14 protein-coding genes are annotated in these 16,112 nt (G+C 40.4%); 4 read left to right on the top strand and 10 right to left on the bottom strand.

Going from position 1 to position 16,112, the window contains the following annotated elements; genetic code table 11:
* Nucleotides 1-115: 115 nt before the first annotated feature.
* Entirely contained in the window at nt 116-766 is a 651-nt protein-coding gene (locus H6G08_RS28695) for a TraX family protein (protein WP_190549311.1), read from the bottom strand.
* 208 nt (nt 767-974) lie between these two features.
* Nucleotides 975-2,378, bottom strand: coding sequence for a sensor histidine kinase (locus H6G08_RS28690; RefSeq protein ID WP_190549309.1), 1,404 nt, complete (start codon nt 2,376-2,378; stop codon nt 975-977).
* 427 nt (nt 2,379-2,805) lie between these two features.
* On the opposite strand from H6G08_RS28690, the gene H6G08_RS28685 reads away from it, so the two are divergent.
* The 3 genes from H6G08_RS28685 to H6G08_RS28675 all read left to right on the top strand — a co-directional run bounded on the left by H6G08_RS28685 (nt 2,806) and on the right by H6G08_RS28675 (nt 4,928).
* A complete protein-coding gene (locus H6G08_RS28685; RefSeq protein ID WP_190549307.1) occupies nt 2,806-3,483 on the top strand; it encodes a hypothetical protein in 678 nt (225 codons plus the stop codon).
* Nucleotides 3,484-3,591: 108 nt separating this feature from the next.
* Nucleotides 3,592-4,176, top strand: a complete 585-nt coding sequence (locus H6G08_RS28680; RefSeq protein WP_190549305.1) for a YdeI/OmpD-associated family protein — start codon at nt 3,592-3,594, stop codon at nt 4,174-4,176.
* A gap of 170 nt (nt 4,177-4,346) precedes the next feature.
* The gene (locus H6G08_RS28675; RefSeq protein WP_190549303.1) at nt 4,347-4,928 is read left to right on the top strand and encodes a hypothetical protein; all 582 of its coding nucleotides are present in this window, start codon (nt 4,347-4,349) and stop codon (nt 4,926-4,928) included.
* A 407-nt stretch (nt 4,929-5,335) separates the two neighbouring features.
* Here H6G08_RS28675 and H6G08_RS28670 read toward each other — a convergent pair whose 3' ends face one another.
* The 7 genes from H6G08_RS28670 to nifS form a co-directional block, all read right to left on the bottom strand.
* Nucleotides 5,336-5,692: a type II toxin-antitoxin system PemK/MazF family toxin gene (locus tag H6G08_RS28670; RefSeq protein ID WP_190549301.1), complete on the bottom strand. Its 357-nt coding sequence runs from the start codon at nt 5,690-5,692 to the stop codon at nt 5,336-5,338.
* Nucleotides 5,692-5,931 carry a type II toxin-antitoxin system MazE family antitoxin gene (mazE, locus tag H6G08_RS28665; RefSeq protein ID WP_190549299.1) on the bottom strand — a complete coding sequence of 80 codons (240 nt, stop codon included), beginning with the start codon at nt 5,929-5,931 and terminating at the stop codon, nt 5,692-5,694. Before mazE ends, H6G08_RS28670 begins: the two co-directional genes overlap by 1 nt.
* Nucleotides 5,932-6,205: 274 nt before the next feature.
* Complete coding sequence (nifD, locus tag H6G08_RS28660; RefSeq protein WP_190549297.1) at nt 6,206-7,603, bottom strand: nitrogenase molybdenum-iron protein alpha chain; 1,398 nt, start codon at nt 7,601-7,603, stop codon at nt 6,206-6,208.
* Between the two features lie 160 nt (nt 7,604-7,763).
* A complete protein-coding gene (gene nifH / locus H6G08_RS28655; protein WP_096580147.1) occupies nt 7,764-8,654 on the bottom strand; it encodes a nitrogenase iron protein in 891 nt (296 codons plus the stop codon).
* A 318-nt stretch (nt 8,655-8,972) separates the two neighbouring features.
* Nucleotides 8,973-9,329, bottom strand: coding sequence for a group I truncated hemoglobin (locus H6G08_RS28650; protein ID WP_190549295.1), 357 nt, complete (start codon nt 9,327-9,329; stop codon nt 8,973-8,975).
* A gap of 191 nt (nt 9,330-9,520) precedes the next feature.
* Nucleotides 9,521-10,438 carry a Fe-S cluster assembly protein NifU gene (gene nifU / locus H6G08_RS28645; protein WP_190549293.1) on the bottom strand — a complete coding sequence of 306 codons (918 nt, stop codon included), beginning with the start codon at nt 10,436-10,438 and terminating at the stop codon, nt 9,521-9,523.
* Between the two features lie 166 nt (nt 10,439-10,604).
* Entirely contained in the window at nt 10,605-11,819 is a 1,215-nt protein-coding gene (gene nifS, locus H6G08_RS28640) for a cysteine desulfurase NifS (RefSeq protein ID WP_190549291.1), read from the bottom strand.
* Between the two features lie 257 nt (nt 11,820-12,076).
* On the opposite strand from nifS, the gene xisF reads away from it, so the two are divergent.
* On the top strand, nt 12,077-13,621 hold the full coding sequence (xisF, locus tag H6G08_RS28635) for a fdxN element excision recombinase XisF (protein WP_190549289.1): 1,545 nt from the start codon (nt 12,077-12,079) through the stop codon (nt 13,619-13,621).
* 507 nt (nt 13,622-14,128) lie between these two features.
* On the opposite strand, the gene H6G08_RS28630 is transcribed toward xisF, so the two are convergent.
* Complete coding sequence (locus tag H6G08_RS28630) at nt 14,129-15,784, bottom strand: iron uptake porin (RefSeq protein ID WP_190549287.1); 1,656 nt, start codon at nt 15,782-15,784, stop codon at nt 14,129-14,131.
* Nucleotides 15,785-16,112 lie beyond the last annotated feature (328 nt).

The raw sequence follows: 16,112 nt of genomic DNA, 5'->3' as shown, positions 1-16,112 counted from the left end.
GTGCGTTATCACGAAGTGTAACGCACCGTATTATGGGATTTGGTGCGTTGCGCTGCGCGACAACACACCCTACGTATTTGTTCAAAAATCAAATATGAATCCTATAGGATTATTTCTATGTAGAAAATATAAAATGTCTAATTAAACCTAATATCAATAAATGTCCTGGGTAGAATGCATAAAACCATCTAGCCCTTGGCCCTTGTTTACTATTGAATTGAAAGACAATAATACCTGCAAAAATTGCCAAATTTTGCGCCAGAGAATTTCCAGAAGCGACGAATGCAACAAAATGCAGAATACACCAGGAAAGCGCCCATATTGCGGGCTTGAGTTTATCGGTGAGAGACATTAAGAAAATGACGCCAATTCCGTATGCTCCATATTCACAACGGAAAATTTCCGCGATCAATGCACATAATCCTACCATAGGAATTTGCTGCAATAATCGCGGATAACGCCTGACTAGACGCAACATTATTAATCCAATCAGCAGCGTAAAGAGAATATTGAGGAATGACTTTCTAAAAACAATAATATAGATTGGTTGAGAGATGATAGCTGCAATCAACAACCTACTACCATAGCGGTATATATTTCGGGTGTGTTTTTCGCCTTCAGCCAAAAGCCATGCAAACAGAGGAAAACTCAAGCGCCCAACATAGTGCAAGATGACTAAATTTGGCATTAGCACAGAGTATACATGATCCATGAGCATGAATACTGCTGCCAAGACTTTAATATTGAAAGCTGTCAGTTTAATCACAAAGTATCTGCAAAAGATTGCCTACATAATTTCAATGTCTGCAAAATTATATTGACAATGATTTGGCAATCCCTCTCTATTTAGGCTGAAGTGCTACCGAAAAAAGTAACATATTTGTGATAGATAGCTTGATAGGGGCATATAAATGTATAAATGTATGCCCCTAATATTTGTGAATGCAACAAGCAACAAAGGTATAGGTAAATGCTTAAGACAATTGCATCGGTATTTCAATCTGAAATTTAGCACCTGCTCCCGGTGTAGAAATACAGTTTAATTTTCCCCCATGCTGCTCAACTATAATTTGATAGCTGATAGAAAGTCCTAAACCAGTACCAGAACCTACGGGTTTTGTGGTAAAAAATGGATCGAAAATGTGAGCTAATGTTGCTTCATCCATACCCATACCATTATCAATAATCGAAATTCTCACAGCATTGTTTTCAACAACCAACTCTGTTTTAATATGAATCATTGGCTGGGAAATAGGGTGAAAATCAGAACGTAAAGCATCAATAGCATTATTCAAAATATTCATCAACACTTGATTAAGTTGACTTGCATAGCAGTTAACTTTGGGAAGTAGTTGATATTCTTTAATCACCTGAATTGGCGGAAAATTATGATTAGCTTGTAATCGATGTTGCAAAATTAATAAAGTACTTTCTATGCCTTCATCTATGTCTATCGCTTTCTTGCTAGATTCATCCAATCTAGAAAAATTGCGTAAACTCAGGACAATATTCCTAATGCGATCGCTTCCTGCTTGCATAGAATTTAGCATTTTGGAAACATCTTTCTTTAAATAGTCTATTTCCGCCTCTTCAATTTTTGCTTGCATTGTGCTGGAGGGATGAGGATATTCTGATTGATATGCTTCAATTAGATCTAAAAGAATATTGATAGAGTCTTTAGTATGGACAATATTGCTATAAATAAAACCAATAGGATTATTGATTTCATGAGCAATACCTGCAACCAAATGTCCCAAACTAGACATTCTTTCTGCTTGAATTAGTTGTGCTTGGGTTTTTTTCAATTCTTTGAGCGTTTGTTGCAAGTAAATATTTTGTTGTTTCAGTGCGTTTTCTGCTAGCTGTCGCTCAATTTCTGCTGCGGAACGCGCCGCAAAGATTTTTAAAATCGATTCTTGTTCTTCATAACTGCGTTCTAATGGTTTAGTATGCAAACCTGCAATATGTCCGAGAGGCTTTCCTTCAGGATTGAAAATCGGAACGCCTAAATAGCTTTCTGCGTTCAACATAACTAAATCTGCATCTTCTGGAAATGCTTGTTGGATGCATTGAGGGTAAATCTGCAAACCTTGTTCATAAAGAACACCACAAGGAGTTCCCGCCAAATCGTATTCAAAATTGGGGCCAAAGTTTTCTCCTGTCCAAAATGCCAAAACTTTAGCGCGTGGCTGAGTCTCATCAACAAACTCTGCAATCAATGCATACTGAATTTGCAACACCTCAGCTAAGTAATGGGCACAAGCTTGGAAAAAAGCTTCCCCAACCTGAGATGCAATCCCTTCTACAATCAGTTTCAGGTTAATATTCTCTTGGTGGAGTGGTTGAATTGCTAGTTCTGTTGAATGCGGATTCTGCATGATGGAAAGTTGAATCTCGAATAGTGTTATAGGAGTTGCTATTAAGTTTCAGTCTTCCCATTTAGAACTTATAAATCTTAACAATTAGGAACAAATTAACGAAGGTTCATAAAAAGTTTATTATCACACTCTATATTGATGCATATTGATAAATATTGATGCGATCGCATTTCTTATCCAGGCAATTTGAGCATCTTTGTCAGATGAGAGAAACCTGCTACCCCTGAGTTTCACGAGTTAATCTTCATCTAGACCTAATCCAGAAGTACCCGCTTATGGATGTGCAATTCCTCAAGCTGATTAGTCAATCATCGATATTATACATATTTTTTCCAGCTACTCAGTCTAAGCAATGTAAAATGCTAGACTTTAAGTAAAACTGTTGATAGTGGTTACAAACGTGGAATTTATTATAATTTTTATTATATTGCTTTTAGTAGTAAGATATGGGATTTTCTTCTATTCCCAGAAAAAGATAGCCCAAATTCAAAGTAATTTAGTTGTAGAAGTTGATGGCGCAAATGCTCGTTATCCCAACTTACCTTTAGGTAAATTAGGTATTTTTTTTGATGTAAATGAAAAGCGGAGAATTAGAGTTGTTTTTCCAAAACTGACATCAGATGGCATTGAGTACATTTACTCTTGGCATAATCTTGCATCTATCCGTATGCCAATTTTAGAAAAAATAGATGCTCAAGGTAGAGTTAACCTCAAAGCAGCGCAAGAAATAGCCTTCTTAATCAAAGAACATCTTAACTTTGTTGAGCCAGAAATTTTAAATTTAAAAAAGCAGTGGATTAAAACCAACGAATTGCTTGATTTAGTAGAAACTTCAGATTTTTATGCAAGTCAACAGGGAATGTATCAAAGGGCATTATCTCAAATTGAAAGTTTGCTGGATAAAGCTGAAGAATTACAACAAGTGTACATAGGATTTATTAGAGAAATGTTGATTGGTAGACAAATTGCTGGCTACGATCCACATTTACTTCCCGATAATGGCTGGGCTATTGATAAACAGTACAAAAAAATTAAAGAAGAATACCAATATATGAAAGATACAGCGATAGCCTATGCCGAACTGTTACGTACAAGCCAAATTTAGCTGATTACGATCGCATTCTCCAGCAAGGCAATTCAATGATTTTTTGAGTGCGATCGCCAAATTCTGGATAATCATATAATACATATATAATTTTTAAAATTTTCCGCTATGGCAACATTTGATAATCAACTAGAAAGCGTTTATGCCAAAGACCGTCAAGAATGGCGAGAATGGTTACAGAGAAATCATCATAGTTCTATAGGTGTGTGGCTAATATACTACAAAGTCAAAAGTGGCAAACCAAGCGTTAAATATAGCGAAGCCGTAAAAGAAGCCTTATGTTTTGGCTGGATTGATAGTAAGGTCAAAACTATAGACACAGAACGTTATATGCAAATATTTACACCCCGCAAACCAAAAAGTGTTTGGTCAAAATTAAACAAGCAATATATCGAAGAACTCATCACCCAAAATTTGATGACTGAAGCAGGGCTAAAAAAGATTGAAGCTGCAAAAGGAAATGGTTCATGGAGCAGCTTAGATGCGATTGAAGCATTAACAATTCCCGCAGATTTAAAACTAGCATTAACAGCTAATGAAACAGCCAATCAGTATTTTGAAGCGTTGAATAAATCATCCAAGAAAAATATTCTTTCGTGGATTGAGAGCGCTAAACGTCCAGAAACAAGGTTAAAGAGAATTCAGCAAACCATAATTTCACTAGCGCAGAATAAAAATCCCTTAAGCCGCTAAGATTAGGGATTCGTAACTTAAATAACACCAGCCTGAAATTTAGCGATCGCATTTCTCATAATGCCTGAAATATGCAAATGCACCAACATATAACTATATAATAATTATAATCAACCAAACTTACCCTTTATATTAAAAGTAAATCAGTTCTGCTAGAAAATACAAAAATTATGTTAGACCAAATGTTTTTAGGAGTAAATCTTGTTGAAAAGATTCTAGATCAACTTCAAGAAGAAGATCGTAGAAAACATGAGCAAAAATTGCAGGAGCTTTCGATTATTGCTGACTCGAATATTCGAGATCAATTTGCAGCCGAACTATTAATGGATAAAATCCTGGCTCCTATTGAGAAAGCCCAGTTTCAAATTCATGACGCAGCTAAACACGCTCAGTATATGGCAGAAGTCATCGGTTATCACTATTCAGATCATGGACTAACTAAGGAGCAAGCCAGCAAGATTAGTAGCCAGTTCCGTTTTTTGGCTGTCCAATTAACAGCAGCTAGTTCTCTTCATAATTTGAGACTTATCTATCAAGCAATAACCCTATTTCTGGATCATATTTCTGTTTTTAAACATCGAGAAAGGAAGTATTCGATAGAGCGTGAAGTCCGTGAAGGAATTCTAGATCGCTTGAATACTTGTATCGCAAATTATGAGAATTTTCAAAGACGTACAGTTTTATTTTCAGGAGGCAATCTAGATAACACACTAAAACCTCATCCATCTAAACTTCCTTTACCACCTAGTTAAAGGATGGCATTCTCCATCACGCGATCGCCTTCACTAGAAAACTAGCTGGGCGATCGCGCCATTTAATCTAAAAAATGTTATTGAAATTAGTTTTTAACTTAACAGTTTTAATTTAAAACTCATGCCAGCAAAATCTCAAAACCATACAAAATCAGGGTTATATTGTCTCAATCATCAAAAAAGGTTGTTAGTAGATAACGCTGTAAATTAAATTTAGGCTAGAAAATAGATGCTTTTTTCTCCCGCCGCTAAAAAACATGGTAGGATTGCAAGTTCTAAGAGCGATCGCTAAATTTATTTAGCGATCGCATTTCTCATAATGCCTGAAATATGACGACCTTTTTCAAAACTCTTTTTGCAAGAGGTCTAATGATATCTTCAACATTATTAGCGAAAGCAAACACGTTTCATTCAAAATTCAAGACTATATCTAACGCAGCACGAATTGTTTCCCAATATTCATTTTCCAAAATTCCGATCAACCCCAATATCCGACTATTATCAACACTGCGAATTTGTGCAACATCAATATAACGGTCTTGGTCTAAACCATTGTTGGTTGTAGCTTTAACGTTTACTACATAAGGAGCATTTTTCGTTCCCGGTCGAAATGGCATCACAATAGTTAAAGAACCATATTGATTCATCACATCATTTTGAACTATTAGACAAGAACGTGTTTTTTGGGCTTCTGCACCCACTGTTGGATCAAGTTTTACCCAGCGAATTTCCCCGCGTCGATAAGCTAAAATACCATTTGGCATTATTCAATACCATCTCCAGCAACAGAATCCCAAGCTGCTATCTCTGCTTGATATTCAGGATTTTTGGCATCTTCTTTGAGCGCTGCGATCATTTCTGCTTCCAAAACAGTACGACGGTGTTTTGCTAAAACAGAGTTTATATAGCTACTGCGGTTAGGCGTATCTCCAACTGAGGCAGCCTTGCGGTCAATAAAAGCAAGAATGTCATCATCAATAGTGATAGTAACTTTCTTAGCCAAAAGTATTACTCCTTAATCTTACTAAAATGCCTTACTGATTTATCATATATTATAAAAATAATCCGATACTATACTATTTAATCTAAAAAATGTCATTTAAATTAGTTTTTAACTTAACAGTTTTAATTTAAGACTCATGCCAGCCAAATCTCAAAACCAGACAGAATCAGGGTTATATTGTCTCAAGTATCAAAAAAGGTTGTTAGTAGATAACGCTATAAATTAAATTTAGGCTAGAAATAGACACTTTTTTCTCCCACCGCCAAAAAACCTGCTAGAGTCGCCAGTTCTCAGAACAATTGCTAGGTTCGGAGTAATCCCAAGAGTGCATTTGACGGAAAGGAAGACCCATCTTTTGGAATACGTACTTCTCTTTCACACCAGAAGCAATCAAATCTGGCTTGAGTGCTTTAACAAACTCTTCAAATTCGTAAGCGGTAACGTCGTCGTAAACGATGGTGCCGTTTTCGATGTAGTGAGTGGTACGTTTGTAGTCGTCGTTATGAGCGAACTCATAACCAGTACCAACCATTCTCATACCCAAATCTTGGAAAGCGGGTACAACGTGGCGAGGACGTAGACCACCAACCATCATAGCGACGGTCTTACCTTCCAAACGGGGGCGATATTTCTTAATAATCGCATCCATTGTGGGCTGGTACTTAGCAATGATCTTCTCAGCGTTTTCTTGGATCTTAGAGTCAAACTTAGAAGCGATTTCCCGGAGGGATTCAGCAATCTTAGTAGGCCCAAAGAAGTTGTATTCTAACCAGGGAATACCATACTTCTCTTCCATGTGACGGCTGATGTAGTTCATCGACCGGTAGCAGTGGATGAGGTTAATTTTTACGTTTGGTGTCAGCATCATTTCGTTGATGGTGCCATCACCAGACCACTGAGCAACTACACGTAAGCCTAATTCTTCTAACAGAATCCGGCTAGCCCAAGCATCACCACCGATGTTGTAGTCACCAATAATAGCTACGTCATAAGGAGTAGAGTCGAAAGGCAGTGTACCGTCTTTCTTAGCTTGGTCGGCTCTGGGGAATACCCAGTCACGAATTTGGTCGTTAGCAATGTGGTGACCCAAGGACTGAGACACACCACGGAAGCCTTCGCAACGTACAGGAATAACAGGCTTGTTGATTTCTTTAGCTGCTTTCTTAGCTACGGCTTCGATGTCATCCCCAATCAAACCGATGGGACATTCAGATTGAATAGAAACACCACGGCTGAGGGGGAATAGTACTTCGAGTTCTTGAATCAGCTTTAAGAGTTTTTTGTCACCACCGAAAACGATGTCTCTTTCTTGGAAGTCAGAGGTGAAGTGCATGGTACCAAAGGTATCAACACCAGTTGTACCAATGTAGTAGTTACGACGACCAGACCAAGACCAGTAACCGCAACCTACAGGCCCGTGGCTGATGTGGATCATGTCCTTAATAGGGCCCCAAACCACACCTTTAGAACCTGCATAAGCACAACCACGAGCGGTCATTACACCAGGTAAAGATTTGATGTTAGACTTAACGCCGCAGTCAGACTTACCTTCTTCGTATACATTTAAGTGCTTTTCCCGTTTTTTAGCTGCTTTTTCGGGATAGGCTTGGAGAACTTCTTTAATTAGTTCTTTTCTTTCGTCAACGATATTCTTGTTTTCTGGAGGAGTCATTTCTAGTCTCTCTTGCTCCTAAGGAACCGGGATAGTCAGGGTAGGGGATTTCCCCTATGGGGTTGGGGACTCTTCGTCCCCGTGGGGGATAGAAATTAGATCAAAGGTAAAAGGGAAGTGATGTAGGTATTCCCTTTTCCTAAAACTTTGCTTACTGAGCTTACTTAGCAGAAGCTTCTGCGGGCTTACCGATGATATCTGCGTGCTTAGAATCGTCGTCAAGGATACCGTATTCGATCAACAATGCTTCTAATTCATCCATTTCGATTGGTGTTGGAATGGTGAGGTTGGTGTTGTTGATGATCTTCTTAGCTAACGCGCGGTATTCTTGAGACTGGTTGCTGTCAGGAGCGTACTCGTTAACAGTCATCCGACGCAATTCTGCGTGTTGAACGATGTTATCGCGAGGTACGAAGTGAATCATTTGGGTGTTCAACCGTTTTGCCAAGGTTTCGATGAGTTCGTGTTCCCGGTCAGTTTTACGGCTGTTACAAATCAAACCACCCAAGCGCACACCACCGGAGTGAGCATATTTCAAAATACCGCGAGCGATGTTGTTAGCAGCATACATCGCCATCATTTCACCAGATGTAACGATGTAAATTTCTTGTGCTTTACCTTCACGGATAGGCATAGCAAAACCACCGCACACAACGTCACCCAATACGTCGTAAGATACGAAGTCTAGGTCTTGGTAAGCACCGTTTTCTTCCAAGAAGTTAATAGCGGTGATGATACCACGACCGGCGCAACCTACACCGGGTTCTGGACCACCAGATTCTACGCACTTAACACCACGGAAACCGGTCAGCATTACTTCTTCGAGTTCCAAGTCTTCTACTGCACCGCGTTCAGCAGCCAAGTGAAGAACTGTGGTTTGAGCTTTAGCATGGAGCATCAAACGGGTGGAGTCAGCCTTAGGGTCACAACCCACAATCATGATGCGCTGACCCATTTCTGCCATAGCTGCAAGGGTGTTTTGGGAGGTGGTAGATTTACCGATACCACCTTTACCGTAGAAAGCTATCTGTCTAATATTTTCGTCAGTCATGGTTCGTGTTTCCTGCAATTGGTTGGTTGGTGGGTCTTTTGCTTTGGTCTGTTGGGTCTCACGCCCGTTGAAGCTCGGAGTGAGTTTGTGTAGAACGTCGCCGGGGGCGATCGCTCCACAGCAAAAACTATCGGTTGTAAAGACATGTACTATGTTCCTCGGTCAAATTAAATTTTTTTTCTTTTATTCTTTGTTAATAGCCATGAAATGACTATTAACAAAGGTAATTACGCACTTTACAAATACTTATGATTCAGATAGAAACACCTGGTAGAACTTGACTGAATCTCTTCGTCAACAATCAATCATCAAGTCCAATTACTTGTTCAAAATAGCGCCTTTGACATTGGAAACGCGAGCCATTGCAGCGCTGATATCATCAGCAGATACTCCATTGGCTGCCATTGCATCGCTGAGGTGTTTAGCAATGGTATCAAAGTGTTGGGGCTGGATGTTCATACCAGTATGGGTTTTGTCCATTGGGCGACCTGCATATTGCTTGGGCCCTTCGAGTAACTGAGCTACGAATGCAACAAAGTGACCGCGTTGCTTCGCCATATCTGTCTTAGCGAAGAAAGTATTCACGCTGCTGTCTGCTTGGATGCGTTTGTGTAAATCTGCAACTACTTTATCGAGAGTTGCTTGTCCGCCAATTTTTTCGTACAGTGCGCTCATATCCTCATTCCTTTGAAGCGAGTTGGATTATGGAAATCGCAATTAGGCGTTGAATACTTGCCTATGTGCTTAAGCTGTCTGTTGTGGGTAGGATTTAATTCATTGATGCGAAGTGAATTGTCTCGGTCAAATCCTACTTTCTGTTTCTTAGAGTCTTGCACATTAGGTGTATTTGTGTGGTGCGTAAAGCTTTATAGCAGTGGCTCGACGGCTTCAACTATCAGGTTCTTGCTGACACGATCCTGCAATCTGGCTTCTATGGCAATCTTGAGAGTTGCTGTGCTGCTAGAACAAGAACCACATGCTCCTTGAAGCAGAACCTTGACGCGATCGCCGTCAACATCGTAAAGTTCAACATCTCCACCATCAGCAATCAGAACGGGTCTGACTTCTTCATCTAAGACCTTTTGAATCAGTGCAATCTTTTGCACATTCGTGAGTCCGAGTTGTGATTGTTTACCAGTAGCAATATCGGTTGCAACTTTCACGCCGTAGTTGTTGATTGCAGGTGTTGCGGCTTCTTGCTGAACTTCTTTAATAATATCATCAATATTCGCTAAACAGGAACCGCATCCGCCACCAGCTTTCACATAATTTGTTACCTGTTCCGCATCAGTGAGGTTATTTTCCAAAATCACGCGCCGAATTCTGGATTCGCTGATACCAAAGCAGCTACAAATTAATGCGCCTTCATCATCGTCATCATGAGCCGCCAAGGGAATGCCACGATAATTATATATAGCTGCTTCTAGGGCTTCTTGTCCCATGACAGAGCAGTGCATTTTTGCTTCTGGCAATCCGCCCAGATATTCTGCAATGTCTTTATTCGATACATTGAGGGCTTCATCTAGAGTTAAACCCTTAATCATTTCGGTTAAAGCGCTGGAAGATGCGATCGCACTTGTGCAGCCAAAGGTTTGAAAGCGGGCATCAAGAATCTTATCGCTAGCGACTTCAACTTTCAGGTGTAGTCTTAAAGCATCACCACAAGCAATGCTTCCTACTTCCCCAGTCGCTACCTTCACCCCAGTTTCTTCAGCTTCTTCGATGACTCCCTGATTTTTGGGATTGTAAAACAATTCTAATACTTTATCTGTGTAGTCCCACATAGCCGATTTAGGATTTTAGAGTTTGGATTTTAGATTGGGCATTGGGCATTGGGCATTGGGCATGGGGCATGGGGCATGGGGCATGGGGCATGGGGCATTGAGCATTGGGAATTAGGAAAATTCTTCATACTCTAGCTCCTAACCTCTAGTCCCTAATCCCTAGCTCCTAGCCCCTAGTCCCTAGCAATGTTTGTTCTTGCGCTTGCAGCCAGCCAGCTTCATCATTTTTGAAGGGTGAAAGGGCACGCAAACGTTCGACAATTTCTGGCATAACCGCAATTACTTGATCGATTTCGGCTTCTGTGGTGTAGCGACAGAGGCTAAAGCGGATGGAACCATGTAAAGTGGTGTAGGGTAAGCCCATTGCCCGCAATACGTGGGAAGGTTCCAAAGAGCCAGATGTACAAGCTGAACCGGATGAGGCACAGATACCGTATTTGTTTAGTAGTAGCAGAATGGCTTCGCCTTCAATGTATTTGAAGCCGATGTTAGTGGTGTTGGGCAATCTCTGTGTTGTATCGCCGTTAACTTCACAGTCAGGGATTTGAGCGAGTAAGGTTTGTTCTAGGCGATCGCGCAGCCTTCTTTCTCTCTTAGTCGCTTCTTCTAAATGTAACATTTCCAGTTCGGCAGCTTTACCGAGAGCAACAATCCCTGGAACGTTCTCTGTTCCGGCACGCCGCCCGCGTTCTTGATGTCCACCAATTAAGAAGGGACGGAATCTCACACCGCGTCGCACATACAAAGCACCAATACCTTTAGGTGCGTGTATTTTATGACCTGATAGTGTCAGCATATCTACGGTGCTATTCTTCATATTCAGGGGGATTTTACCCACTGCTTGCACCGCATCAACGTGAAATAAAGCGCCATATTCTTTGGCACGTAAGCCAATTTGCTCGATGGGGAAAACCACGCCAGTTTCGTTATTGGCATACATCGTGGTTACCAAAGCTGTGTTACCTGTCAAGGAAGCTTCTAGCTCATTGAGATCCAATTGTCCCTGACGATTTACTGAAAGATAGGTAACACTGTAACCTTGGGTTTCTAATTGTTTGCAGACATTCAGTACTGCTGGGTGTTCAACTTGAGTTGTAATAATGTGGCGTTTGTCTGGTTGTGCCAACAGTGCAGCGCGAATTGCTGCATTATCACCTTCAGTACCGCAACTAGTGTAGACAATTTCTGACTCATCTGCTCCCAGAAGGGCTGCAAGTTGTTCTCTTGCTGTTTTCACGGCTTTGGCAAGTTGTCCGCCAAAGGTATGCATACTAGAGGGATTGCCGTAATATTCCGTTAAGTAGGGCAATATCAGCTCTACAACTTCTGGATCTACCTTTGTGGTGGCATTATTATCGAGATAAATGCAGTTGCTTTGCATTGGCTTTAATTTAGGAATTATGAATTATCAAAGATGAAAGATGAAGGGAGAAAGGTGAAGTATCAAGCTAGTCTTTCACAGGCAGTTTGAGCATCTCTGCCTTATTTTTCCGTGGAATTCTAGATTCAATACTTCATCCCTTATATTTTATCCCTCATAGTTCACCTGGGGTTGACGCTTTTGTAACTGCTCAGAGAATTTCTGAGAATAGCAGTATTCACTATCAAATATAATAAAGGTTGTGTCTATGCGCTGTTATGGAAAGTTGGGGTTATGCAAGGGTTAGCGGTGAGGAGCAGCAAACAGATAAAGGTGCATTGCGTAAACAAATAGAACGCTTGCAAAATGCTGGTTGTTCCAAAGTTTACTGGGATATTCAGTCACGGACAACGGAAGTTAGGGAAGGGTTACAACAATTAATTAATGATTTGAAGACATCTGCAAAAGGTAAGGTAATATCTCTGCAATTTACCCGCATCGATCGCATTGGTTCATCATCCCGTTTATTTTATTCACTGTTAGAGGTATTACGCTCTAAAGGAATTAAACTCATCGCTTTAGATCAAGGAGTTGATCCCGACAGTCTGGGCGGAGAATTAACCATTGATATGTTGCTGGCTGCTGCTAAATTTGAAGTGAGAATGGTAACGGAGAGATTAAAAAGCGAACGCCGTCATCGCGTTACCCAGGGGAAAAGCCACCGAGTTGCACCATTAGGATACCGCATTCACAATGATAAATATGTACGGGATAATTCTCCATGCGTTTGCTTGTTAGCAGGGCGAAGAGAATTAACTGTATCAGATGTAGCTAGATATATTTTTAATACTTTTTTTGAATGCGGTTCCGTTGCGGCTACCGTGCGTAAATTGCATTCAGATTTTGGCATAGAAACAAAAGCTTTTGATTGGAATAAAGTAGAAAAATATTCACGAATTATTAGTGATGAAGACTTAGATAAAATTGTCTTTACACCAGCTAAAGCTAATCACCCTTTGCGTTATCCTTGGTCTGGTTTAAGATGGTCAATTCCTGGTTTAAAAGCCTTATTAGTTAATCCTGTTTATGCAGGAGGTTTACCTTTTGATACTTATGTGAAATCTAAGGGAAAGCGCAAACATTTTGATGAATGGAAGGTAAAATGGGGAACCCACGATGATGAAGCCATTATTACCTGCGCCGAACACGAACAAATTAAACAAATTATTCGCGGTAATCGTCATAATCGATGGGCTTCTAGAGAAGATAATGAAGTTAACCCATTTTCTAATTTAATTAAATGCGCTCATTGCGGAGGTTCCATGACGCGCCATGCAAAACGAGTAGATAAGCAGGGGCAAGCTATTTACTATTATCAGTGTCGCTTGTATAAAGCTGGTAATTGTAATCATAAAGATATGATTTCTTCAAAAAAATTAGATATTCAAGTAGCAGATTTATTATCACAAGAAGCCGAACGGTTAGCTAACTTAGTAGAAGCAGACAAACCACCGATAATAGAAGAACCGCCAGAAGTAAAAACTCTGCGCGCATCGCTGAATAATCTAGAAATCTTACCACCAAGTTCGGCAATAGAACAAATTAAAAATGACATCAAAGAACAAATAGCGATCGCACTGGGAACAATTAATAATATATCTAGAGAATCATTAATTGCTAAAGAACGTATTATTAAGGCTTTTGCTAATAAAAATTACTGGCAAGGACTGAATCCTCAAGATAAACGAGCAATACTTAATGGCTGCGTAAAAAAAATCTGCGTAGATGGTAACTTCGTGACAGCAATTGATTATCGTTACTAATTATGATTGATCGAGTGGCTAACCCTTCTGTATAGCTTGTAGCTTCAGGGAACTCCAAAAAATAACAATTCAAAATTCAAAATTCAAAATTAAAGACATTTTCAGACGGGAATTTAAACCCCGACTGAAAATGATACTACGTATAGACGTAGGGGTCTTAAAGCATTTTATGTACGATAAATCATGCCAATTGTAGGGGCGGGGTTATCCATACGTGTCAACTTACAGCTATTTTCAGGTAAATAGACCACGCTGTAGGGGCACGGCACCAGTAAAATTATTGTATGTACCAAAAGATTTTTGATGCCGTGCCCCTACTACGACAGATGTGGTTCAAATAGGTGAAAACTGCTGTAAGTTAAAAATTGCCTCTGTCTTAGCTTTGTCACCCGCCTGAGAATAAATTCTCAGGCTAATAGCCAAAGTAGGGCGTGTTTGGTAAGTTTTTAATGATGGGAATATTTTTTCATTTGGAATTCCCTAAATGTGTGCTTGTTACATTTACTGCTAAAAAGAAAAGACAGTACGGAGTGTGCCTGTAAAAATTGTGCCGTTGCTTCCTTGATTTCCAGCATTATCAATCACTTGAATTGTGGGTGTAATTTGGATATTCCGGCTAAATGGGTAATTATAAAACGCCTCGTAATTAGTCTGAGTAGAATCACCAATTTGATTGACAATAAATGGCTGTCCAACGGCAATTCCAGCTAAAGCACCCCGTGTAAACAAATCTCTCATGGCAATCCCAGCCATCCAATAATTGGGTTTAATGTCGCCAAAGGCGGTGTCATTATAGCTACCGTAACCGTAGCGTCCAAAAATACCAAATCTTTGGCTGAGTGTGAGTTCCACATTTGCCCCAATGACATCAAAGCGTTTAGCAAATACTTCACCACCACTGTATTGCAGGCGCAGGGCAAAATTCCTAGAGGGTGAGTATTCTAATTCGACTGTACCTTGATAGGTATCGCCAAATAAACCGCGATCGCTCTGAGCAGTGGGGGCAAAATCGCTGGGATACAGTAAGGGAGTAAATCTTGCAGTGCTGATATTTACTCCGCTTCTACCAGGATTAGCGGGGTCTCCAGCAGCATACAACGCCCGCACAGCAAATGCTCCGTTTCCTGGCTTCCAGTCAATTGCAGCCCCAGCCGCAGGGCCGTCAACCGGAAAGAGAATATAATTATTTGCAAATGCCTGTGTGCTAAAGTCCAAAAAGCTCAGATTAGCGTAACTGTTACGGTCAACATAATCTGTGGTGCGAATATCCGGGCCGATAGAAACTGCAAGGTCGGAAATGGGTCTAAAAGTGTAAACTAGTCTGCCGATATCGAATGTCCCCACTGTAGGCGGCTTGACTGAGTAGTCGGTAACACTACCAAAAAACGGTTCTAGGACTCCGGCTGCATTGTCTCTACCACCATCGGGACGACCATTGTCTATCACACCAGTTGCACCTTCCAGACGAATTTTTAGTAAGTCGGTTCCGTGGAAACTGGTGTTTAAATCAATTCCGGCTCGATACAATACTGTAGGATTGGGGTTAGAGGTAGCAAGTACTCGACCATTAGGGTCAATAATGCGATCGCCACTAAACCCCCCAGTATTTACAGAAATAATGACCTGACCACCAAGTTTGGTAGTTGTGGAGAATTGATGGGCTTCTAATTCAGCTGTACGTACTTCTAGAGTATCAACCCGACCGCGCAAAGTTGCTAATTCAGCGCCAAAATCTTCCTGTAGCTTTTGCAAAGTCGCCAAGTCTTCTTTTTTGACCAAATCTGTAGTTGCTGTTGCAATCAGTTCATTCACCCGTTGTAAGCAAGCATTGAGTCCGGCTGCAAACTCATAACGGGTCATAGCCCGATTCCCGCGAAAGGTAGAATTAGGATATCCAGCTATGCAACCATAGCGTTCTACTAGGGATTGCAACGCTGTGAATGCCCAATCGGTAGGTAAAATATCACTCAGCTGACTGACACTTGTTACTTGGCTCATTCCAGATGTACTTTCTGCTATTTCTAATTCTGGGAAAGACTCTGGTGCATTTTGTGCCCTTGCTGGATAAGTTAATAGCAGTAATAAGCTTAAAGAACTTACACTTTTGACAATATTACCCGGCAATTTTTGGTCAGTATTGATATTAACAACTTTCTTCAGCATTTTCCCTCACACCTGGCTATTTTTAGCGTTAAAAATTAGACTTGGATATTTTTTTAATTTAGTTGATCAAGCTTTTTAAATGCAAAACTCTCAGGTAAACATAGTTAAACCAGTAGCTGATTGTCTCCATTTAGGCGACATTTTTATGCAATCAAACTTAGGTGAAAATCTTACCACGAATTAGCTAACACGAGATAGACAGAAATTAAAACATGAATCAATTCAAAATTCAAAATTCAAAATTCAAAATTAAAGACAGTCACCCACAAGGGGGAGCCAGTCTCGTGGGCGGGTGTCCCGACTTGAGAGAACTGGCGTTGGGGTTTCT

This window comes from Calothrix anomala FACHB-343, from assembly GCF_014696435.1.
Classification (GTDB): Bacteria; Cyanobacteriota; Cyanobacteriia; order Cyanobacteriales; family Nostocaceae; genus Aulosira; species Aulosira anomala_A.
This window is presented reverse-complemented; position numbering and strand designations above follow the sequence as displayed.